The sequence below is a fragment of the Streptococcus sp. 2741 genome (assembly GCF_013276315.1).
GTDB lineage: Bacteria > Bacillota > Bacilli > Lactobacillales > Streptococcaceae > Streptococcus > Streptococcus pseudopneumoniae.
Genome location: NZ_VMKU01000017.1, coordinates 14,708 through 38,486 on the forward strand (window position 1 = coordinate 14,708; position 23,779 = coordinate 38,486).

The following is a 23,779-nucleotide window of genomic DNA, read 5'->3' on the forward strand; positions in this document are numbered from 1 at the left end:
CTATTTGTACATTCTAGCAGCCATTTTGTCATATTCTGGTGTTGTTACTAAACTATCCACAATAAGAAATTGAGAATTCGGTGCTGCTTGCTGCACTTCTGCCTGTAAAGAAATAGTTGTTACAATCATTATGTTTTTAGAATTAAATTCACCTAATTCTAAAATTTTGGCAGTAGAAACTGGAATACGAATATTCTTGTTTCTAAAGATAGCCCGAATCGTTTCACAGCCCATAGTTGCAGATCCCTGTGCTTTACCATAAGCAACTACTACAGCATCAATATGGTTAAGGTCAATTTCCTGACTATCTACTGATGCTGAAGTTGGTATATCTCCTTCAATTTCTGCTATTGGAGAAGCTCCTGTTAATGAAGCTACAATTTCATCATAACGAGGGGACGCTAAGAAATTATCAACAGAAACATGAATAGCACTTGGACTCTTGTCTTTAGCTCTTGGTGTCAGTTCTTCCTGAGTAACAATTAATGTTTTTGGTGTATCAAGCAAATTTGAGATTGCCTGATTAGATACTGGAATCTCTAGACCTGCTTTTTTAACCTTATCTCGAAGAATACTAGCTCCCATAGCAGAGCTTCCCATACCAGCATCGCAGGCGAAAATGATTTTTTCCACTGAGTCTGTCGAAACAACTGCATCAACAGAAGTTGATACTAACTGACCTTTAGACTGAGCCTTAGCTGCTTGGGTAGCCGCCTGAGCAGCTTCGAGCGAATCCTCAGTTGACTTGTCTGCATGAAGAATAAGGGCTGCTACAAGGAAAGAAACAACTGCTGCCACTAAAACACCTAGAAGAACATTTAGATGGGGCCAAACGCCTTTTGGCGCCGTAGCCATAATCGCAATAATAGAACCTGGTGAAGCTGGAGATTTAAGACCAGCGTCTAAGAGTTGAAAAGTAAAAGTTCCAGAGATACCTCCTGCCATAGCAGCTAAAAATAGAGTAGGCTTCATCATAACATAAGGAAAGTAAATTTCATGAATCCCTCCGAAGAAATGAATAAGCATTGCCCCCCAAGAAGAAGATTTAGCAGAACCTTTACCGAATACAGCATAAGCTAATAGAATTCCCAGGCCTGGTCCAGGATTAGCTTCCAATAGGAAGAGAATTGACTTACCAGCTTGAGCTACCTGTTCTACTCCCAGAGGAGTAAAAATGCCATGATTGAGGGCATTATTGAGGAAAAGGACTTTAGCCGGTTCGATGATAATATTAGCTATAGGAAGGAGGCGAGCATTAACAATAGCCTCAACACCATTCCCAACAGCTCCAGTAAGAGTCGATACGACTGGACCGATTGCGTAGAAAGCCAAAAGCAATAATGCAAAACCAACGAGACCAGCTGAGAAATTATTAACTAACATTTCAAATCCGGGACGAATTTTTTCCTGGAACTTTTCATCAAATTTCTTGATAGTCCATCCTCCCAGTGAGCCCATTACCATAGCTCCGATAAACATAGGAACACTAGAACCTGTGATTGCACCAACAGTAGCAATAGCTCCTACAACGGCACCACGTTGACCATGGATCATATATCCACCTGTGTAACCAATCAGGATTGGCAATAAATACGTTAACATAGGACCAACAACAGTAGCTAACTGTTCATTTGGCAGATAGCCATCAGCGATAAAGAGGGCAGTCAACACTCCCCAAGCAATAAATGCTCCAATATTGGGCATAACCATATTTGAAAGCGATGTCCCTAGTTTTTGAACTCTGACTTTCAATGATACTTTTTCTTCCATTAGGATCATCCTCCTTTTCTTAAAACTAGTATATACAAAGTTAAAAACCTTTAAAACTAAAGTTTTGTCACAGATTTTGTGCCAAAACTTTACTTTTGACGAGGCTGGGCAAAAAGGCTTAAAAATGATAAAACGCATCATATCAGGTGTACAAAACCTTAATATGATGCGTTTTATCATGGAAAGATTTACTGAATTTTCTCTTCAAATTGAGTTTTTGCCCAGCTTCCTCTTTTTATAGTAGTTTGAAATAAGATACGAACAAATCAATTGGAAAATTCAAATTAATTTCTAGAAATATTTTAGTATTCCTGTGTACTGTTCTAAATTCAATCTGCTATAATTATTGAAAAGTAAACCCCTATCATCATTTGTAACATAAAAAATAGGCTGTAAAACCTTATAGGATAAACCTATGGCTTTACGCCCGTATATTCATAGATTCTATTCTACCGTTACTGATTTAGCAAGGTTACGTGGTTTGTCCACATCAAGACCACGGTGGAGGGTTGCAAAGTAAGCGACCAATTGTGTTGGTACGACCATTGAAATTGGTGAGAGGTAAGGGTGTACAGTCGTAAGGACGATATCGTCTGTCTCTTTAGCAACATTTTCTTCTGCGATAGTGAGGACTTTTGCACCACGGGCTGCCACCTCTTGGATATTTCCACGAGTGTGGTTGGCAAGGACTGGATCTGACAAGAGAGTCAAAACAGGTGTTCCTTCTTCAATCAAGGCAATAGTTCCGTGCTTGAGTTCTCCTGCCGCAAAGCCTTCACACTGGATGTAAGAAATCTCTTTAAGTTTGAGACTTGCTTCCATGGCTACGTAGTAATCTTGACCACGTCCGATGTAAAAGGCGTTACGAGTTGTTTCAAGTAGCTCACGAACCTTGACTTCAATGGTTTCTTTCTCTGAAAGAGTTGATTCGATAGACTGAGCTACGATTGACAACTCATGAACTAAATCAAAGGCTTGCGCTTTGGCATTGCCATTTGCTTCTCCGACTGCTTTTGCAAGGAAGGCAAGGGCTGCAATTTGCGCTGTATAGGCCTTGGTTGAGGCTACGGCAATTTCAGGACCTGCGTGAAGGAGCATGGTATGGTTAGCTTCACGTGAAAGGGTTGAACCTGGGACATTTGTCACTGTCAAGCTTGGGATTCCCATTTCATTAGCCTTGACCAAAACCTGACGGCTATCCGCTGTTTCACCAGACTGGCTGATAAAGATGAAAAGTGGTTTCTTGCTGAGAAGTGGCATACCGTAGCCCCACTCAGATGAGATTCCAAGTTCAACTGGCGTATCTGTCAATTCTTCCAACATTTTCTTAGAAGCAAATCCTGCGTGGTAAGATGTTCCAGCTGCAAGGATGTAGATACGGTCTGCGTCTTGAACAGCCTTGATAATAGCTGGGGCTACGACAACTTGACCAGCCTCATCTGTGTAGGCTTGGATAAGTTTCCGCATAACCGTTGGTTGCTCGTCAATTTCCTTGAGCATGTAGTAAGGATAAGTTCCCTTACCGATATCTGACAAGTCAAGTTCTGCAGTATAGCTAGCACGTTCACGACGATTGCCATCATAGTCTTGAACTTCTACGCTATCTGCCTTGACGATTACCAACTCTTGGTCATGAATTTCCATATATTGATTAGTCTCACGAATCATAGCCATAGCATCTGAACAGACCATGTTATAGCCTTCTCCAAGACCAATCAAAAGTGGTGATTTATTCTTAGCTACGTAGATAACTTCAGGATCTTGTGAGTCAACCAAGGCAAAAGCATAAGAACCACGGATGATGTGAAGAGCTTTTTTGAAAGCTTCAAGAACTGACAAGCCATCTTCTTCCGCAAATTTTCCGATCAAGTGAACGGCGATTTCCGTATCTGTTTGCCCTTTGAAGTTGTGCCCCGCAAGGTATTCTTCCTTGATTTCAAGATAGTTCTCAATCACCCCGTTATGCACCAAGACAAAACGTTCAGTCTCAGAGCGGTGTGGGTGAGCATTGTCTTCCGTTGGTTTTCCGTGAGTCGCCCAACGAGTATGTCCAATACCAGTTGTTCCCTCCACACCAGCTGTCTTAGCAGACAATTCTGCAATACGGCCAACCGCCTTGACCAGATGATTTTCAGCACCACCTAGGACAAAAATTCCCGCAGAATCATAGCCACGGTATTCAAGCTTTTCAAGCCCTTGAATCAAAATATCAGTTGCATTTGTGTTTCCAACAACACCAACAATTCCACACATAGTATATACGACACAGACAAGCTGTGCTTTCTCCTTAAAATTGGTATAGTCTAATTCTTCTTTTATAGAATCAGCAAAAACAGTATATACTTGTTTTTTTCACTTGTCAAGAGTAAAAATTGGTATAGTTCACATTAACTTCTTGTAAACAAAAAACTCTGACCAATTAGGATAATCAGTCAGAGTCCTTTTTAAAATCCATTATTATCGCTTAATTCCTTGAACCAGTGCCCTGATTTCTTCAGACGGCGTTCTTGCGTTTTCAAGTCCAATTCAACCAAACCATAGCGATTTTTATAGCTGTTGAGCCATGACCAACAGTCAATAAAGGTCCAAATTAAGTAGCCCTTACAATTGGCTCCGTCTTCAATAGCACGGTAAAGTTCGCGAAGATGACCTTTTACAAAGTCAATACGGTAATCATCTTGAATCATTCCATTCTCACGGAATTTTTCTTCCCCTTCAACACCCATACCATTCTCTGTCAACATCCACTCAATATTGCCATAGTTTTCCTTGATATTTTGGGCAATGTCATAAATCCCTTGCTCATAAATCTCCCAGCCACGGTGAGGATTAATTTTACGTCCAGGCATCACATAAGGCTCATAAAAATGTTCTGGTAAGAGTGGACTCTCTGGATGCTTCGCAAATCGAGGAGCCATAACACGCAAAGGTTGATAGTAGTTGACACCAAGGAAGTCCACCGTATTGTCACGAATGAGCTCCAACTCCTCCTCTGTAGCATCAGGCAAGAGCCCGTATTCATGCAAGATTTCTACCAACTCCTGTGGATAAGTCCCCAAAACAGACGGATCTAAGAAAGATTGGGCCTGAAAAAGGTTCGCAATACGAGCCGCCTTGACATCAGCAGGATGCTGGCTACGTGGATAAGCCGGTGTCAAGTTTAAGACAATCCCAATCTTGGAATCAGGCAAGAGTTCATGACAGGCCTTAACCGCCCGACTGCTGGCCAATTGTGTATAATAAGCTACTTTAACCGCTACCTCTGCATCCACCTTATGTGGATAATGGGCATCGTAAAAATAGCCAAATTCTACTGGAACGATTGGCTCGTTAAAGGTAATCCATTGATCCACTAAATCTCCATAAGTCTCAAAACAAAAACGAGCATAGTCTTCATAGGCTGAGACTGTCGCCTTATTTTCCCAACCATCCCCATCCTCTTGAAGGGCAAAAGGCAAATCAAAATGATAAAGATTGACTAACAGACGAATCCCTTTGGCCTTAATAGCCTCAAAAACCTTACGGTAAAAATCTACACCCTGAGAATTGACTTTTCCACGTCCTTGTGGAAAAATCCGTGACCACTGAATAGAAGTTCGAAAGGCCGTGTGACCAGTTTCTAACAGGAGGTCGATATCCTGTTCCCAATTTTCATAAAAGGTCGATGTTTTATCTGGACCAATCCCATTATAGTATCGATTTGGCTCCACTCGGTACCAATAATCCCAGAGATTATCTCCCTTACCGTCACCAGCTACACGTCCTTCTGTTTGTGGTCCAGAAGTAGAGGATCCCCAGACAAAATCCTTTGGAAATCTTAGCATACATTTACCTCTTTATCTAGTCATTTTTCCCATTATACAGAAAAAACAAGGTAAAAACTAGTTACATTTTTTCCTTGTTTTTCTTCTGATTATAGTTTTTATTTCTTGCTGAGGATTTCAAGCGTTTCAAGTAAGTTATCTGCATGAACTTCGATAGTATCACCAGTCGCTTTAATCTTCACTTCTACGATGCCATCGGCTGCTTTCTTCCCAACAGTGATACGGATTGGCAATCCAATCAAGTCGCTATCGCTGAATTTAACACCAACACGTTCGTTACGGTCATCCGTCAAGACTTCGTAACCAGCTCCCATCAAGCTTGCTTCAAGCTTTTCTGTCAAGGCTTGTGCTTCTTCGTCCTTGACATTGACAGTGATCAAGTGCACATCAAATGGTGCCAATTCTTTAGGGAAGTTGATTCCCCAAGCGTAACGGTATTCACCTTTTGGCGTTTTATTAACAAAGAGGCGAGCGTGTTGCTCCATCACTGCTGAAAGGAGACGGCTGACACCGATACCGTAACATCCCATGATAATTGGCACAGCACGGCCATTTTCATCCAAGACATCTGCTCCCATGCTTGCTGAATAGCGAGTGCCGAGTTTAAAGATGTGACCAATTTCGATACCACGCGCAAAGTTAAGAACACCTTGTCCGTCTGGGGAAATTTCACCCTCACGAACTTCACGGATATCCACATATTCTGCAGTAAAATCGCGACCTGGATTCACACCAGTCAAGTGGTAGCCATCTTCGTTAGCACCGACAACTGCATTGCGAACATCTTGTACCTTACGGTCTGCAATGATTTTAATATTCTCTGGCAAACCAACTGGTCCAAGTGAACCAAATCCTGCTTGAACAAGATTCGCCACTTCTTCTTCGCTAGCAACGTCAAAGAAATCTGCTCCCAAGTAGTTTTTCAACTTGACTTCGTTGAGTTGGTCATTTCCAACTAGAAGGGCTGCAACAAGCTCACCATCTGCCATGTAAAAGAGGGTTTTAATCGTTTGTTCTTCTGGAACATTGAGGAAGGCTGCAACTTCATCAATTGATTTAACATCTGGCGTTGCAACACGAGTAACTTCTTCTTCAGCGACAACACGGTTGCTTGGTTTGTACTCGTTTGTTGCCATTTCTAAGTTAGCTGCATAGCTAGACTCACTTGAGTAAGCAATGGTATCTTCACCAGAGACTATCCATTTGAGCAATTCTGCCTTGATTTCTTCTTGCGCTTGATCAGGAATTTCGTCAAATGAGGCAACTGACTTGTCCAAGACAACCCAGCGGTCAAGGTCTGTACGAGCAGATGTAATGGCCATAAATTCTTGGCTATCCTTACCACCCATGGCTCCACCGTCACCAATAATAGCCTTGAAGTCTAAACCACTACGAGTGAAAATACGCTCATAGGCTGCTTTGTACTCATCATAAACACTATCCAAACTATCATAGTTAGCGTGGAAACTATAAGCATCCTTCATGATAAACTCACGTGTACGAAGAAGTCCATTACGTGGGCGTTTTTCATCACGATACTTAGGCTGGATTTGGTAAAGGTTGAGTGGCAATTGCTTGTAAGACTTAACAGAATCACGGACAATAGCTGTAAAGGTTTCTTCGTGTGTTGGACCTAGGATAAAGTCTGATTTTTCACGGTTTTTTAGTTTGTAAAGGTCTTCACCGTAAGTTTCGTAACGACCTGATTCGCGCCACAATTCTGCACTGAGAAGGGCAGGAGCCAACATCTCAACGGCACCAATCTTGTCGAATTCTTGGCGCATGATATTTTTAGCTTTTTCAATCACACGATTAGCAAGTGGTAGGTAAGAATAAACACCTGCAGATACTTGGCGAACATAACCAGCACGCAACATAAGAGCATGGCTGATAACTTGAGCATCGCTTGGCATTTCGCGAAGCGTTGGGATAGGTATTTTACTTTGTTTCATAATATTCCTCGATTATCTAAAAAAGAGTCGCATAATGTCATTCCAAGTCACAGCAATCATCAAGACAACCATGATGACCACTCCGGCCAAGGTGACATAGGTTTCAATTTCTTGTTTTAATGGTTTGCGGCGGATGGCTTCCAGGATATTGAGCACAATCTTACCACCATCCAGAGCTGGAATCGGAATAAGATTAAAAATCCCGATATTGATAGAAATCATTGCCAAGAAGTACAAGACATTCTCAATTCCATTTTTAGCAGCATCACTACTTGCCTTAAAGATGGCAACAGGTCCACCTAGCTTGTTCAAATCCGGTTGGAAAATCAGATTTTTCAGAGCTGATAGGATTCGGATAGCCGAGTCGGCTGCAGTTGTTAATCCACCTACAAACATGGATAGAAAATCTGACTTAATTCCCGGTTGAACACCTAGAAGGTAACGGCCTTGACTTTCTTCGGGTGTAACAGTGACTTGTTTGTCACTCCCCTTTTCAGAAATAGTCACATCCAAAGTCGGGGCCGTCTTATCTTTGGTTTCTGTTTCCACAGCCTGAATCAAGCTTTCCCAGTTGTTAATCTCATGTGAGCCAATCTTGGTAATTTGTGCCGTTTCTGGCACTCCCACCTTAGCCAAGGCCCCTTGGGGCATGACATGGAACTGGTTGGTATCAACATCTCTGACGCCACCCTGCATAAAGATTAAAATCCAAAAAACAACGACACCCAAGATAAAGTTATTCATAGGGCCTGCAAAGTTGGTAATCAGTTTGCCCCAGATAGTCGCATTTTGATATTGAACATCTAAAGGTGCAATCCGAACCTCAGTACCATCTGCTTCCACAACCGTTGCATCGTGATCCACTGCAAATGTTTTTTCTTCTTCCAGAACCAATCCTTTGATAAAGAGCTTGTCTTCAAAATCAAACTGGGTCACCTGCATAGGGAGGGCTGTTTGATCCAATTTTTTACCTGAGAGATTGATGCGTTTAACCTTACCATCATCAGCAAGTGTCAAACTAACAGGCGTTCCTGTCTTGATTTCAGTTGTATCATCACCCCAACCGGCCATGCGGACATAGCCACCCAGAGGCAAGATTCGAATGGTATAGGCCGTTCCATCCTTGCCAATGTGAGCAAAAATTTTAGGTCCCATACCGATGGCAAATTCACGTACTAAAATCCCTGATTTCTTGGCAAAGTAGAAGTGCCCGAACTCGTGCACCACTACAATAATCCCGAAAACCAGAATAAAGGTTAAAATTCCGAGCATAGCGTTTCCTCCGTCTTTTGATTAAAAGAGTCCAAATAAGTGCATGATTGGAAATACAAGCAACATACTATCGAAACGATCCAAAACACCACCATGTCCAGGGATAAATTTCCCAGAATCCTTAACACCAAAATGACGTTTGATCGAACTTTCTAGTAAATCACCAAATTGTCCAGCAATACTAAAGAAAATAGCAAAGACTGACATCTTGTAAATTCCATATGGAAGAGCAACTGTACTGTCAACTATCATAAAGATAATGGTTACTAAAATCGCTCCTAAAATACCACCCAAGGCACCCTCAAGGGTTTTATTAGGCGATACCCTTGGTGCTAACTTTCGTTTCCCATAGTTCATCCCAACAAGATAGGCACCACTGTCTGTCGCCCAGACGATACACAAGGCCAAAAGCGCCTTATCTAAACCTGCAACACGAGCATCTAGTAAAGCATTAAATCCAAAGCCCACGTAGAAGCTCATAGCAAGAGGGAAAACCGCATCCTCAATCGTATAAGACTTGCTAAAAACGGTCGTTCCTAACATGATTGAAATCAAAACACTATAGGCAACCACATTCCCATCAACTGGCAAAAAAGTCAGGTAATTCTCCAAGGGAATGGTCAATGCAAAGGTTGCAAAGAGGGTCAAGAGGCCCTCCATCGTCATGGTCTCTAGACCTCTCATCCTCAAAAGTTCATGCATGGCTAGCATGGCTATGATTCCGATTGCTATCTGAAGCAAGAGTCCCCCAATCATCAAAATCGGTAGGAAAATAGCCAGTGCAATCCCTGCAAACAAGGTTCTTTTCTGTAAATCCTGTGTCATATTTCCTCCTAAACTCCTCCAAATCGGCGATGACGACGATTGTAGGCAAGAATGGCTTCCTGCAAGGCCGCCTCGTCAAAATCAGGCCACAAGGTATCTGTAAAATAGAGTTCACTATAGGCCCCCTGCCATGGTAGGAAATTACTCAAACGCAATTCTCCACTGGTACGGATAATCAAGTCTGGGTCTCGTAACTCCTTAGGTAAATGCTGGGTAAAAAGATAATTACCAATCAACTCCTCTGTGATGTCACCTGGGTTGATTTTGGCATCTAAAACATCCTGAGAAATCAACTTAAGAGCCTGTGTAATCTCAGCACGTCCACCATAGTTAAGAGCAAAATTAAGAATCAAACCTGTGTTGTTCTTAGTCAATTCCTCAGCCTTGGTCAGAGCTTCAAAGGTTTGCTTAGGCAGGCGGTCCGTTTCTCCGATCATTTGAATCTTAACATTATTCGCATGCAGTTCCGGGACATAATTATCATAAAACTCTACTGGCAAGTTCATGATAAACTTGACTTCCTGATCTGGACGGGTCCAGTTTTCTGTAGAAAAAGCATAGACCGTAATAACCTTAACGCCTAGTTTGTTAGCTGCCTTGGTCACAGTTTGCAATGCTTCCATGCCCGCCTTATGTCCAAAAACTCGCGGTTGCATACGTTTTTTAGCCCAACGGCCATTGCCATCCATGATGATGCCAATATGAGCAGGGACCTGTGTCGGAACCTCTACTTCCACAGCCTTATCTTTCTTAAAAAATCCAAACATGATCTTATTCCTATTCAAAAATCTATCGTTTCATTATACCATATTTCCCTATTTTCTTCTATCACTAAGCTATTTATACTCTTCGAAAATCTCTTCAAACCACGTCAGCTCTATCTGCAACCTCAAAACAGTGTTTTGAGCAACCTGCGGTTAGCTTCCTAGTTTACACTTTGATTTTCATTGAGTATTATTCTCAGGCACCAAGCCCATTTTTCAAAAAAATAAGCCGCCTGATTGGGCGACTTTATTTTTTATAGGGAGATTATTATGAAAAAGTTTTAGGAGTTTAAGTTAAGGTCTTCTTAACTTATGAACTCAGTATACACTCCCTAGCTTAAAGTTTCCTTAAGAAGTTTTAAAAATCAAATTTTTCCATTTCTCCTGACAATTTTTCTTGGATAAACGTGTTTGATAAAGCTCCATTCGGTCTTCATTTTCTAAGAAATGAGGAGTTGGACGAACTTGAAAATTCAAAATATCCTCGAGTCCGTAAGGAGTAAAGAGTTCTAAAGTAGAATCTTCATTCAAGCGCAGTCCAACAGCCGTACATCGTTCTGGATACTTACTCATGGCATCACAAGAGCTGCTATAGGGAGCAGTATGAGGACTGTGCTGATGCACACAGACCTGATTTTTCAATTCCCACTAGTACTGAGGAAAATCCTCTCTCAACTTTTTCTCTAGAGACAAGGTTTCCTCATAAGAAATATCTGGATCAAAGAAAATTACATCTACATCTGTTTCACAGTCAAAAGGGGATTTGTCTGACAAGAGATTCCAGATAAAATTTCTGACAGAACCTGCTGCCAACCAGGAATCTTTCAGACCAAGGTTTCGGATGATAGTCAGAATAGCCATCATATCCGGATTTTCTCTGAAAGAGTCTAAAATTTCAGCCTTATTTTTCAATATATTCATACCCAAAATGCTCATAAGCCTTAGCAGTCGCCACCCGTCCAGACCGTGTCCGCATGATAAAACCTTTTTGAATCAAGTAAGGCTCATACATGTCTTCCACCGTCTCACGTTCTTCTGCTATGTTAACAGAAAGAGTTCCTAGACCAACAGGACCACCTCCGTACATCTCAATCATGGTACGAAGGATTTTCTGGTCCACATAGTCCAGACCTTCATAGTCAACATCCAGCATAGTCAAAGCCTTATCGGTAATAAGATCATCGATCACCCCATTCCCCATTATCTGGGCAAAATCGCGCACGCGCTTGAGGAGACGATTGGCAATACGAGGGGTCCCACGACTACGTAGGGCCAACTCAGATGCTGCCTCATGGGTGATTTCCATCTCAAAAATATCTGCCGTCCGCTCAACAATTTCCGTCAAGTCAGCATGGGCATAATACTCCATATGACCTGTAATCCCAAAACGTGCCCGTAGCGGATTTGAGAGCATACCAGCCCGAGTCGTCGCCCCAATCAAGGTAAAAGGTGGCAACTCCAAATGAACGCTGCGACTGCCTTCACCAGCACCAATCATGATATCAATGTAGAAGTCCTCCATGGCACTATAAAGCACCTCTTCCACAGACATGGGCAAGCGATGAATCTCATCAATAAAAAGGACATCCCCAGGCTCCAAGTCATTCAAAATCGCTACCAGATCACCGGCTTTTTCAATGACAGGCCCAGACGTTTGCTTGAGATTGACACCTAGTTCATTGGCAATAACAAAAGCCATGGTCGTTTTTCCCAAGCCTGGAGGGCCAAATAAGAGCACATGATCCAGCGCTTCATCCCGCATTTTGGCAGCTTCGATAAAGATTTGGAGCTGGTTCTTGACCTTATCCTGTCCGATATATTCACGTAAATACTGAGGACGGAGCGTGCGTTCTACTAACTCCTCATCCCCCATTATCTCATTATCTAAAATTCTACTCATGGCTCTATTATATCAAAAAACCAAGCCACAAACAAAAAAGCCACTGGATTGTGACTCCCGAGTCTAGCACTTATGTGGTATAATATTGTTCGGAACTTCTACACCGCCTACGAAAGGAGGTGAGATAGCCCATGATGGAATTAGTACTCAAAACTATCATCGGACCAATTGTGGTCGGTGTCGTTCTTCGTATAGTCGATAAATGGCTAAACAAGGACAAATAGTGTCAAAAAAGACCTCAAGCTTATTTGGTCGTGAGCTTGGGGTCTTTTCTAGCCTATGATATAGAACTAGTACTCAATTCCTTTTTATTATCCCATAGTTCACGAATTTTGTCAAAGGTTTATATCCTCATCCATTCAGCTTCTCCAACTTTAGAATCTGTCCAATAAAGTTTATAAGATTTAGAGAAAGCTATTGAAAAATGATATTTAGAAAACTTCCGAAAAGCCTGAAATAGAGCAAAAAAACTCCACCAGTCCCGGTGGAGTTAAGGGAGATTATGATGAAAAAGAAAAGTTTAGGATTTTATTAAATAAAGTTAGGAGGTCTTTATTTAATGACTATATAATACTAGACTAGCCTTAAATTTTGCTTAAGCAAAAACAAGTTTTATTATTTTTCTCTGTTGATCCAAGTCATCCCTATACAATTATAGGTGGATAAGGCTTCAAAATCCAATTTGCACCATTTTCTCCACTTCAACATAATTCCTAGATTACTAATTTTTTAAAACCATAACATAAAAACAAATGTAAAGAATAAGAAAAAATGCATAACATCTACTAAAAAATAGACATTTTGCATTTTTAATTCAGACTAATCTAGACTAATTTTTCCTCTTTGAGTTCCAAAAACACCTGTTTGTACTTGTAACTGTAAGCCTGAAGCATCTGCAGTCTCCGTATTCACATCAAATACCACATTTCCTGTGATACTATTTTCAGGGTTTAATTCTGACAAAAAGAATTTTGCTTCCTGATTTGCATAGATACCAGCTGTACTATCAGTTGAGTACTCTGTATCATCTTTTAAAAGCTTAAAGAAATCATCCGTAACAGTTATAGATTTTTTACCATTATTTTTTACCGTCACATTCAGAATTAAATAAATACCATTTGCGTTTTTGCCAAATTCTCCTCCAACATTTTGAGACAGAGATTTTGAATTCACGATATATTCAACATCTCCAACTTTAACAACTTCTCCGATTTTATTCTCTGCCTTAGCTTTTGTCTCCTCTTCCTTATTTTTATTTTTTTCTGTTGCCTTTGTTTGAGAAGTTTCTTCTGATGCTGCTGTTTGCGTACTTGAACTAGATGCAACTTCCTGCTTAGTGGAGTTACTTCCACTTCCACCTTTAACTACACCAAATACAACAATAATAACAATCAATATGAACCACCATTTTTTATAAAAAGGTGTTTTTTTCACATATACATTCCCATTTTCATCTTTGATTTTCTTAGCCATAAGAAATTTCCTTTAATCTTTTTCAACTATTATATTATATTTCCTAAAAAAAAAAGCATTTTTGAGGGTAATTTTAATTTTTTTAAATAAATGCGATTTAAAAAGTTTCAATCACTGAGCCTAGCTAAACAATTTCAACTAACAAAATTATCTCAAAAGAACTTTGCCATTTCAATTTTTCTAAAATATAGCACTCTAAGACAAATGAGGTGATTCTTGTTCATACTCAATTGTCTGAGCGTCTGCCTTCTTGGGATGCTCAGGTCGAGGAGTGACCGTTCGCCAACCATGGCATTTCAGGAGATAATAGCAACCATCACGTGTAGAAGTGCGACTAATCTCTTTTTGATAGGATGCAAATAACTGATTGACAGTTACAAATTCCCCAGCTTGAGCAGTTTCTATATGACGTTTTAGAAATGCTTGTTCTTCTTCGTAAGTCCTATATTCTCTATGACGTCCACCACGAGTCTCTTGAAGAAGAGCATACAAACTCCTTATATTTTTCAAATTCCTCCAAACAGTTGTTTTATTGCAATCTAGCAGATCCATGATTTCCTTATAACTCTTTTGAATAAAATATAATCTATAGACGTTTGTGGTATTCGGCGTACGATGAATCTCTTAGGAGTTTTTCAATTTTTTGTGTTTCTTCGTTTGTGAGTTTCATAACTACTATTATAAGATGTTTTTTGACTTTAGTATAATATGAGAGAGTAGATTACTTTATGGTATAATATTCTACGGCACTGCTACACCGCCTGCGAAAGGAGGTGAGATAGCCCATGATGGAACTAATCCTTAAAACTATCATCGGACCGATTGTGGTCGGTGTCATCCTTCGCTTAGTCGATAAATGGCTAAACAAAGATAGATAGTGTCAAAAAAGACCCCAAGCTTAATGTGGAAGTTAGCTTGGGGTCTTTTCTAGTCCATGATATAGAACTAATCCTTAATTCCTCTCCATTATCTCACAGTTCACAAAATTTGTCAAAACTTTACATCCTCAGCTTCTCAAGCTTTAACCACTTTACAACAAGACTTTCAAGTTTAAGAGAAAATTAGGGATTCTATCAATTTCATAGAAATTTTGATTTAGTAAACGAAGAGACAATCTTATATGTCACTCCTCATTTAATACGCCACTACTGGACAAGCAAAATCATTATTACAGTAGTTCTAGTCCTTCAATTAACAGTCACTTACATTCAAAGTGAGGTTGAAGTAGCTGAAGGTACAACAGACCTATTTCTTAATCATATTCGCTAAAAAAGCCCCCGCCAATTCCCCGACCAAAATCCGAAAAATACCGAAAAATATCGAAAAATGATTTTTAGAATAGTCCCCAAAAGCCTGAAATAGAGCCAAAAAACTCCACCTAATCGGGTGGAGTTAAGGGAGATTATTATGAAAAAGAAAAGTTTAGGATTTTATTAAATAAAGTTAGGAGGTCTTTATTTAATAACTATATGATACAAGACGAAGCTTAAAACTAGCTTAACTTTTCTCAGATTCTACCATTTTGCAGAAAATCACTATCACTATCACCTCACAAAAAGCCACCTGATTAGGTGACTTCATTAGGAGATTATGATGAAAAAAAGTTTTAGGATTTCATTAAATAAAGTTAGGAGGTCTTTATTTAATGACTATATAATACTAGACCATCCTTAAACTTTGCTTAAGAAAAAACAAGTTTTGTTATTTTTCTCGATTCGCCCAAGTCATCCCTATACAATTATAGGTGGATAAGATTTCAAAGCCCATAGAACGATAAAATCCCACGTTTTTTTCTGTCTCTTCTGTCACCAGCTGGACTTGATAAGCATCTTTGTAATCTTTTAAGGCCTCTTTCATTAGGGCACTACCAATCCCTTGACGCTGATAGATTGGTAAAACAATCAAATCCTGTACAAAAACTGATGAGAATCCATCTCCAACCAAACGAATCAAGCCCACCACAGCATCACCATCAAGTGCCAGATAAATTACTAATGAATGCGATAAGGCATGCTCCAGCATCTCTGGTTGATGGGTATAATTTGTCCAACCGACAGCCTGATAGAGATGCAAAACATCCTCTAGCTTGACAATTTCTTGCTTTTTAATAGTAATCATCTCAACACCTCTTAAAGTTCTCTCAAGCTCTTGTACTGCTGTCCATTTTTATCAAAATTTTCAGGACGCAGCCATGTTTCCAAACGATCTTTGACTTGAGGCCAGTCCTTATCAATCATAGACAACCAATCCGTATCCCTCGTCCGTCCCTTATAAACCACCGCCTGGCGGAAGGTTCCTTCATAGACAAATCCCAAACGCTCCGCAACTCGTCTGGATGGCAGGTTAAGAGCATCGCATTTCCACTCATAGCGACGATAGTTTAGCTCCTCAAAAATATAGCGAGCTAGGAGATACTGAGCCTCAGTTCCTATCCGTGTACCCCTTAGCTCTGGAGAAAAAGTGACTGCTCCGACTTCTATTACTCGGTTATTCTGGTCAATGCGCATGAGAGAAAAAGTTCCCAAAGCCTTACCAGTCGCCTTGTCTATGATTGCATAGTAAAAACGGTCCTTACGAGCCAACATCTGATTTAAAAGGCTAACCAGCTCCCCCATATCTGCTACTGGCTCCTGAAAAAGATAGGTCCACATCTCCCGAGGAGTATCCGGGCCATAAACAGCTAGCAAATCCTCCGCATGTTTTTCTACCGAGAGAGCCTCTATCCTAGCATAACGCCCTTCTAAGAAATCAATAGAAGGCAGTGCACCGGGTGTATAACCTTCCATTGACTCACCAATCATCTGACCATATTCATTTACTGGCATAGCTTTCTCCTTGTTTCACTTTTCAAACTTTTTACTCAACTCTATTTGAATTGTCCTATCTGCTAATTTCAAGTTTTTTATCAATTTCATTTAACAATTTTTCTGCATCTTCTTTATTTAAAACATTTTCTCGTGCTACATAGTTTCTACAAATATTCAGGGCCGCAATTTGGTCTGCTTTATCCAAAGATTCAAACATAATTCTCACTGAGTTACTAGCAATAACTCCTCGTTTATCATCCGAATTTTGAAGAAAGTTAAGTAGAACACTTAAATTGTTCTGACGACACGATTCGTACAAATCAATATATTCACCGTATTTTTTCGATTCAGAATCAGTAAGTTTATCTACAACTTTTACCTGCGAATAAAAATAGATTATTTCCCTATTTTGAATAATATAATTTATTTTTCTGATATATTTTAATCCCTCTATTAAGAGCCAAATAAAATAGATTATCAGAATACCAAACAGTGGTAGCCACATGATACCAACACTGGATTGAATACGAGGATAAGTTTCATTAAAAGAAACTATTAAATTTTTGGCTCCAAAATAATGAATAATGGATAACAAATTTGTCACTATTAATAGAGTTGCAAAAGATTTTGTAAATAAAAATTGATACACTTCAGACTGTGTCCTTATAATTTCATTTGGAGATATTCCAAAAATATTGCTTGATTTATCATTTGAAAAACTAAAGAAAGTAATAAAAACTGCAAAGAGAGTGTCTAAAGTGAGTGTCAAATTTAAACTTTCCTTGTCCCAAAGACAATTTTTAAAATAATATGCACCCACTATTGACATTACTAATACTATAACTGACACTACAATAATAGAAATCTTAAATAATAAAATTTCACACTTCCTGCTATCGTTCACTAATCTATTCATTCTGACCTATTCTAAAGTTCATACTCTAGAGTTACTTCTTTTTATTTCACAACAATGTTAACCAATTTATTCGGTACCGCAATTACTTTCACGATTTCCTTACCGTCAATTTCTGCTTTGACTTTTTCATCCGCTAGAGCAATTTCTTGCAATTCTTCGCGTGATAGGTCTTTAGCGACCATGAGTTTGGCACGGACTTTTCCTTTGATTTGGACGACGATTTCGATTTCGTCTTCAACCAATTTGCTTTCGTCCCATGTTGGCCAAGCCACGTAAGAGATTGACTCACCTGTTGCTGCAACAGTTTGCCAGAGTTCTTCTGCCAAGTGAGGAGCAAACGGTGCAATCAATTGGATAAAGCCTTTGGCGTAGTCTACATAAAGTTTTTCTTCCTTGTTAGCCGCGTTGACAAAGACCATAAGTTGGGCAATGGCTGTGTTGAATTTGAGGGACTCAATTTGTTCTGTGACAGCTTTAACGGTTTCGTTATAAACCTTGTCAAGAGCACCATTGTTTTCCGCAATAATTTCCTTACTTGTAATCAAACGGTAAACACGGTCAAGGAATTTACGACTTCCTTCCAGACCTTCTTCTGACCAAGCGATTGAAGCATCAAGTGGGCCCATGAACATTTCATAAACACGAAGGGTATCGGCACCGTATTGTTCCACCACATCGTCTGGGTTGACAACGTTCTTAAGAGATTTAGACATCTTGGCTGGTGCTTGCTCCAACTCTTCTCCTGTTTCCACATGGAAGAAAGAACCGTCACGTTTTTCAACCTTATCGGTTGCCACAAGAGCCCCACGGTGGTCACGGTAGCTTGTTCCCAAAATCATTCCTTGGTTAAAGAGTTTTTGGAATGGCTCTTTTGTTGGAACCACACCGAGGTCATAGAGGAATTTGTGCCAGAAACGAGCATAAAGCAAGTGAAGTACAGCATGCTCTGCACCACCCACGTAGATATCTACTGGCAACCATTGTTTGAGAAGGCCCTCATCAGCCAATTTCTCAGTGTTGTGTGGATCGATATAGCGGAGGTAGTACCAGCTTGAACCTGCCCATTGTGGCATGGTGTTGGTTTCACGACGACCTTTAACACCATCTTCACGAGTCACTTCAAGCCAGTCTGTCAAGTTAGCTAGTGGACTTTCACCAGTACCTGAAGGACGGATATCCTTGGTTACAGGCAAGACAAGTGGCAATTCACTTTCAGGAACAGCTGTTGAAGTTCCATCTTCCCAATGAATGATTGGAATTGGTTCACCCCAGTAACGTTGACGGCTAAAGAGCCAGTCACGGAGACGGTAGGTAACCTTCTCTTGTCCACAGCCTTTTTCTTCCAACCAAGCCACAATCTTGGCAATTGCGTCTTCTTTGTTCAATCCATCTAGGAAGTCTGAATTAACATGAAGGCCATCTTCTGTGTAGGCAGCTTCTTCAACGTTTCCACCTTCAAGTACTTCGACGATTGGAAGGTCAAATTGTTTGGCAAATTCCCAGTCACGTTGGTCGTGGGCAGGCACAGCCATAACCGCACCTGTTCCATAACTAGCAAGAACATAGTCCGCAATCCAGATTGGAATTTCCTTGCCATTGACAGGGTTGATGGCATAAGCACCTGTCCAGACCCCAGTTTTTTCCTTGGCAAGGTCTGTACGAGCCAAGTCAGATTTGAGGCTAGCTTGGTGTTTGTAGTCTGCAACTGCTTCTGCTTGCTCTGAACTTACGATAGCGTCTACTAATTCATGCTCAGGAGCCAAAACAGTGAAAGTCGCACCGAAAAGAGTATCAGGACGAGTGGTAAAGACTGTGAATTCCTTATCAGTTCCCTTAACCTTGAAGGTTACATTAGCACCAGTTGATTTCCCGATCCAGTTGCGTTGCATGTCCTTGATAGACTCTGGCCAATCTAGTTCATCTAAGTCATTGAGCAAGCGCTCTGCGTAAGCCGTGATTTTGAGCATCCATTGGCGCATTGGCTTGCGGACAACTGGATAGCCTCCACGCTCAGACGTTCCATCAGGAAGGACCTCTTCGTTGGCGATGGCTGTTCCCAATTCCTCAACCCAGTTTACTGGCACTTCCGCTTCATAGGCCAAGCCTTTTTCGTAAAGCTTGGTGAAAATCCATTGCGTCCACTTGTAGTAGTTTGGATCTGTTGTGTTGACTTCACGATCCCAGTCATAAGAAAATCCAAGCGCATTGATTTGGCGTTTGAAGTTGGCAATGTTCTCCGCCGTAAATTCTGCTGGGTCATTACCAGTATCCATAGCGTATTGCTCTGCAGGCAAACCAAAAGCATCCCAACCCATTGGGTGAAGAACATTGTAGCCTTGCGCACGTTTGTAACGACTGAGGATATCGGTTGCAGTATAACCTTCTGGGTGTCCTACGTGCAGACCAGCTCCAGACGGATAAGGGAACATATCAAGAGCATAAAACTTAGGTTTTGATGCATCTGTTCCTGTCTTAAATGTATGATGTTCTGCCCAGTAGCCCTGCCACTTAGGCTCAATTTCTTTATGATTGTAAAAACTCATGGTCTCTCTCCAATTTTGTGATGTTACTATTATACCATTTTTGAGGGAATTTGGTCTCGTTCTATTCTATACTTTTCTATTTTACCTTGCTCTAAAATTTTTAAACTGCTATACTTATAACAGAAAACCCTTCCAAGGAGGTAGCAGATGTCTCATTCCTTTAAAAAATCGCTCCAAAAAGAAATTCTCCATAGAAGCTCTATCGCAGCCTTTGTGACCTCTCTTTTACTACTCATTTTACTTTTTGGTTTTTCCTATTTTTTACAAAAGCAGCAACTCTCCAAAGATACGAGACAGATTGTCAAACAGGTTCAAGAAATGAAAGAAGCAAATAATGAGCTCCTGACTACTATGAACCATAAAATGATTCCTGAATTTTTGGACGGCAAACACACAGAGAGAGAAGTCTTTAGCTTATTTTACGAGACAAAAGCTAGATTGAAGCTTAGTTCTGACCTCATTATTCTAAACGATACAGGTGAATTACTATTTAGTACCAATCGAAATCATCAAGAAAGTATTTTATCACCCTACTATCTAAAACTGCTCATTCAAAATCCTTCTCAAGAAAAAGTGACAGAAAAAATTGCACTCTCTTCAGATAAGCAACATTACACACTCTTTATCAAACCACTACTTCAAAACCAACGAGTTAAGGCCTATACTATTGCTTTCGTAAATGAGAATGATTTCATCTCAAGCTTCCCAATGATCAATTCCAAATACATCATTACCGATAGCTTTGGAAATATGTTTTCCAACAATACAAATCAGTTTACTCGCTCCACTCTTGAAAAATTGGATGAAAAACTCCTACACTCTCGCACCCACTGGTATGCGAATGAACCGCTTATTGTTCAAAAAGAAAAAGTCGGTGCTATTTTTTCAATCTATACTTTTCAATCCTTCTTTCCCATTCCTAGCTTACTTGGTCTAGCCTCCATTCTCACCTTGTGTATATTCTTCCTCTACTTCTGGCAAGCAAGACGAATTGCTCATAAGATTGCCACACACAATGCTGTTCCTATTGAAAGTTTGGTTTACCAACTTCAAGAAATTCCTAAACAAGCAGAAAAAAGGCTTTCTCTACAAACAGGTGATGAGTTTGAGTTTATGGCAGAAAAAATCAACAATATGTTGTACGAATTAGATCAACTTCATCAAAAAATGTTGACCATAGAAAAAGAAAAATGGATTTTTGAAAGAAAAATGCTGGAAGCTCAGTTCAATCCTCATTTTCTCTACAATACACTTGAGACGATTAAAATCACTTCTTTAATGGATGCCGCCCTCACACAAGACCTAATTCAAAATCTCACGCGCATTCTTCGCTACAGTATCACGGATTTAGAAAAAGAAACAACCATTTGTCAGGATTTAAAGATTATAGAGGATTACCTTATGATTCATAAGATTCGTTTTGAGCACTTTTCTTATGATATTGTCTGTCCAGAAACTGTCGATAATCAGCCTATCCCTAAACTTTTCTTACTTCCTCTAGTAGAAAATGCTATAAAATATGGGATGCAATACCGTATTGATCTTCATATTGATATCCAAATTACCTTGGAAGCAGATTCTCTGACTTTTTTAATCAAGGATAATGCCGGAGGGCTCACAAAACAAGAGCGACTCGCTATTTTAGACTCTTTAGAAAGCCCTCATACCCAGCATGGCATCGTGAACAGCTACAAACGATTGAGCAATTTCTTTTCTGATGTCCAGCTAGATTTAGGAGTCAATCGCCAAGGAGAAACTTGGGTCAAATTTATAACGAAAGGACTAACTCATGTTTAAGCTCATTATCGTAGAAGACGAACACCTCATCCGAAAATGGCTAGAGATTGCCGTAGACTACTCTGCCGTAGGTATCCAAGTCGTAGGAACTGCCAGTCACGGTCAAGAGGGAATGAAACTCATCCAAGAAAAAGAACCTCATATTGTCTTAACAGACATCACCATGCCAATTATGGATGCTTTTATGATGTTCGAAGCCACTCGTACCCTTTCCTATGAAAAAGTTATCTTATCAGGTTATAACGATTTTCAAAATGCCAAAAAAGCCATGCAATACGGAGCAGTTGATTTCTTATCCAAGCCAATTGATACCAAGGAATTGACAGAATGTCTTCAAAACATTGTTTTGCGATTACAAGGTAGTACCTATCAAGAAACTCCTTTTTTAGAAGAATATCAAACTTTACTCACCTCTATCCAACAGGTTGATACACAAAACCAAATCATTCAACAAATTATTTCCTTTGTCCACAAGCATTATGCAGAGCATTTTACGATTGCGACTATTGCTGAAGCTTTAAACTATAGCGAAAGCTATCTATATAAAGTTATCAAAGAAGACTTCCCCATGACTCTAAATGAATATATCTTACAATATCGTCTGAAACAAGCTATAGATAAGATGGCTGAATCTCCCAACTCCCCTCTAAGCGACATCTCTGATCAAGTTGGATTTTCAGACTATAAATATTTTGCCAAAGTATTTAAAAAGTATCTCCATATTTCCCCAAAGGAATTGAAATCACTCGGAAGAATAGTAAAATAAGCTATTCTTCTTTTTGTAGAGAATTTTACTCTAATAGAATAGAATTGTCGGTTTTAAAAACGCTTATATTGTTTTAAAATAAACTTAAATAACACAACGGAGGTATCCATCATGAAAAAGAAATGGATGTATTATGCTGCTTGCGGACTAGCCCTTTTTGGTCTTGCTGCTTGTTCTTCTAATGAATCTGCCGATGGCGGTTCATCTGATAAAGGAGACGGCGGTTCGCTAGTCGTTTATTCACCAAACTCAGAGGGCTTAATCGGAGCAACTATTCCTGCCTTTGAAGAAAAATATGGTATCAAAGTAGAACTGATTCAAGCTGGTACTGGAGAACTTTTCAAAAAACTGGAGTCAGAAAAAGAAGCTCCTGTAGCTGATGTCATCTTTGGTGGTTCTTATACACAATATGCTACCCACGGAGAACTCTTTGAAAACTATACTTCAAAAGAAAATGATAATGTTATCAAAGAATATCAAAACACAACTGGCTACTCTACTCCTTATACACTAGATGGTAGTGTTTTAATCGTCAATCCTGATTTAACGAAAGGCATGAACATCGAAGGATATAGCGACCTTCTCAAACCTGAACTAAAAGGAAAAATTGCAACTGCTGACCCAGCAAACTCTTCTAGCGCCTTTGCTCAATTAACAAATATGCTACAAGCTCAAGGTGGTTACAAAGACGATAAGGCTTGGTCTTATGTAAAAGATCTCTTCACACTTATTGATGGGAAAATCGGTTCAAGCTCATCTGGTGTCTATAAAGCAGTCGCTGACGGAGAAATGGCTGTTGGTCTCTCTTATGAAGATCCAGCAGTTAAACTCTTAAATGACGGAGCTAATATCAAGGTAGTCTATCCAAAAGAAGGAACCGTCTTCCTACCTGCTAGTGCTGCTATCGTTAAAAAAGCGAAAAATATGGAAAATGCCAAGAAATTTATCGATTTTATTATCTCTCAAGAAGTACAAGATACACTTGGTACAACCACTACTAACCGTCCTGTTCGTAAAAATGCCAAAACAAGCGAAAACATGAAACCAATTGACAAAATCAAAACACTCACTGAAGATTATGATTATGTCATCAAAAATAAATCAGATATCGTTAAGAAATACAACGAAGTCTTTACAGATATCCAATCTAAACAGTAAAAGAGGTTCACT

General features: G+C 39.9%; 18 protein-coding genes and 2 pseudogenes. 5 read left to right on the top strand and 15 right to left on the bottom strand.

The annotated features are described in order from the left end of the window. From HT671_RS02210 to ruvB, 9 genes and pseudogenes are all read right to left on the bottom strand, one after another. Positions 1-1,770: a PTS mannitol-specific transporter subunit IIBC gene (locus HT671_RS02210; protein WP_138703073.1), complete on the bottom strand. Its 1,770-nt coding sequence runs from the start codon at positions 1,768-1,770 to the stop codon at positions 1-3. A 444-nt stretch (positions 1,771-2,214) separates the two neighbouring features. Then, positions 2,215-4,023 (bottom strand): glutamine--fructose-6-phosphate transaminase (isomerizing), encoded by a 1,809-nt coding sequence (gene glmS, locus HT671_RS02215; protein WP_000334290.1) that lies wholly within the window; start codon positions 4,021-4,023, stop codon positions 2,215-2,217. 191 nt (positions 4,024-4,214) lie between these two features. Further along, the gene (gene bglA / locus HT671_RS02220; protein ID WP_172923021.1) at positions 4,215-5,594 is read right to left on the bottom strand and encodes a 6-phospho-beta-glucosidase; all 1,380 of its coding nucleotides are present in this window, start codon (positions 5,592-5,594) and stop codon (positions 4,215-4,217) included. Between the two features lie 98 nt (positions 5,595-5,692). Further along, complete coding sequence (locus HT671_RS02225; protein WP_054392882.1) at positions 5,693-7,546, bottom strand: proline--tRNA ligase; 1,854 nt, start codon at positions 7,544-7,546, stop codon at positions 5,693-5,695. A gap of 12 nt (positions 7,547-7,558) precedes the next feature. Next, a complete protein-coding gene (gene rseP / locus HT671_RS02230; RefSeq protein WP_138703074.1) occupies positions 7,559-8,818 on the bottom strand; it encodes an RIP metalloprotease RseP in 1,260 nt (419 codons plus the stop codon). 21 nt (positions 8,819-8,839) lie between these two features. Further along, on the bottom strand, positions 8,840-9,643 hold the full coding sequence (locus HT671_RS02235; protein WP_000189868.1) for a phosphatidate cytidylyltransferase: 804 nt from the start codon (positions 9,641-9,643) through the stop codon (positions 8,840-8,842). Positions 9,644-9,651: 8 nt separating this feature from the next. Beyond that, entirely contained in the window at positions 9,652-10,410 is a 759-nt protein-coding gene (locus tag HT671_RS02240) for an isoprenyl transferase (protein WP_000466722.1), read from the bottom strand. Positions 10,411-10,755: 345 nt separating this feature from the next. Further along, a pseudogene (locus HT671_RS02245) lies at positions 10,756-11,328 on the bottom strand (nucleotidyltransferase family protein). Continuing rightward, positions 11,309-12,307 (bottom strand): Holliday junction branch migration DNA helicase RuvB, encoded by a 999-nt coding sequence (gene ruvB / locus HT671_RS02250; protein WP_007284862.1) that lies wholly within the window; start codon positions 12,305-12,307, stop codon positions 11,309-11,311. Before ruvB ends, HT671_RS02245 begins: the two are co-directional and overlap by 20 nt. 131 nt (positions 12,308-12,438) lie before the next feature. Here ruvB and HT671_RS02255 point away from each other — a divergent pair, with 131 nt between their 5' ends. Continuing rightward, positions 12,439-12,531, top strand: coding sequence for a type I toxin-antitoxin system Fst family toxin (locus HT671_RS02255; RefSeq protein WP_000970381.1), 93 nt, complete (start codon positions 12,439-12,441; stop codon positions 12,529-12,531). Between the two features lie 595 nt (positions 12,532-13,126). Here the strand turns inward: HT671_RS02255 and HT671_RS02260 are convergent. Beyond that, entirely contained in the window at positions 13,127-13,780 is a 654-nt protein-coding gene (locus tag HT671_RS02260) for a DUF4352 domain-containing protein (RefSeq protein ID WP_001074692.1), read from the bottom strand. 228 nt (positions 13,781-14,008) lie between these two features. Beyond that, a pseudogene (locus tag HT671_RS02265) lies at positions 14,009-14,450 on the bottom strand (IS630 family transposase); the annotation flags it as partial. 115 nt (positions 14,451-14,565) lie between these two features. Between HT671_RS02265 and HT671_RS02270 the strand changes: the two are divergent. After that, positions 14,566-14,658: a type I toxin-antitoxin system Fst family toxin gene (locus tag HT671_RS02270; protein WP_000970294.1), complete on the top strand. Its 93-nt coding sequence runs from the start codon at positions 14,566-14,568 to the stop codon at positions 14,656-14,658. Positions 14,659-15,481: 823 nt separating this feature from the next. Here HT671_RS02270 and HT671_RS02275 read toward each other — a convergent pair. From HT671_RS02275 to leuS, 4 genes are read right to left on the bottom strand one after another with little or no spacing between them, the layout of a single operon-like run. After that, positions 15,482-15,898, bottom strand: a complete 417-nt coding sequence (locus tag HT671_RS02275; RefSeq protein WP_000628384.1) for a GNAT family N-acetyltransferase — start codon at positions 15,896-15,898, stop codon at positions 15,482-15,484. Positions 15,899-15,909: 11 nt separating this feature from the next. Further along, positions 15,910-16,605 carry a GNAT family protein gene (locus HT671_RS02280; RefSeq protein ID WP_001144903.1) on the bottom strand — a complete coding sequence of 232 codons (696 nt, stop codon included), beginning with the start codon at positions 16,603-16,605 and terminating at the stop codon, positions 15,910-15,912. Between the two features lie 55 nt (positions 16,606-16,660). Next, a complete protein-coding gene (locus tag HT671_RS02285; protein ID WP_001081167.1) occupies positions 16,661-17,503 on the bottom strand; it encodes a hypothetical protein in 843 nt (280 codons plus the stop codon). Between the two features lie 41 nt (positions 17,504-17,544). Continuing rightward, positions 17,545-20,046 carry a leucine--tRNA ligase gene (gene leuS / locus HT671_RS02290; protein WP_000011746.1) on the bottom strand — a complete coding sequence of 834 codons (2,502 nt, stop codon included), beginning with the start codon at positions 20,044-20,046 and terminating at the stop codon, positions 17,545-17,547. 147 nt (positions 20,047-20,193) lie between these two features. Here leuS and HT671_RS02295 point away from each other — a divergent pair, with 147 nt between their 5' ends. The 3 genes from HT671_RS02295 (at position 20,194) to HT671_RS02305 (ending at position 23,767) form a co-directional block, all read left to right on the top strand. After that, on the top strand, positions 20,194-21,843 hold the full coding sequence (locus HT671_RS02295) for a histidine kinase (protein WP_000019712.1): 1,650 nt from the start codon (positions 20,194-20,196) through the stop codon (positions 21,841-21,843). Continuing rightward, positions 21,836-22,609 carry a response regulator gene (locus HT671_RS02300; protein ID WP_000475415.1) on the top strand — a complete coding sequence of 258 codons (774 nt, stop codon included), beginning with the start codon at positions 21,836-21,838 and terminating at the stop codon, positions 22,607-22,609. The genes HT671_RS02295 and HT671_RS02300 overlap by 8 nt, the downstream gene beginning before the upstream one ends. Before the next feature lie 111 nt (positions 22,610-22,720). Next, on the top strand, positions 22,721-23,767 hold the full coding sequence (locus HT671_RS02305; protein WP_000731166.1) for an ABC transporter substrate-binding protein: 1,047 nt from the start codon (positions 22,721-22,723) through the stop codon (positions 23,765-23,767). The last annotated feature ends 12 nt before the right edge of the window (positions 23,768-23,779 follow it).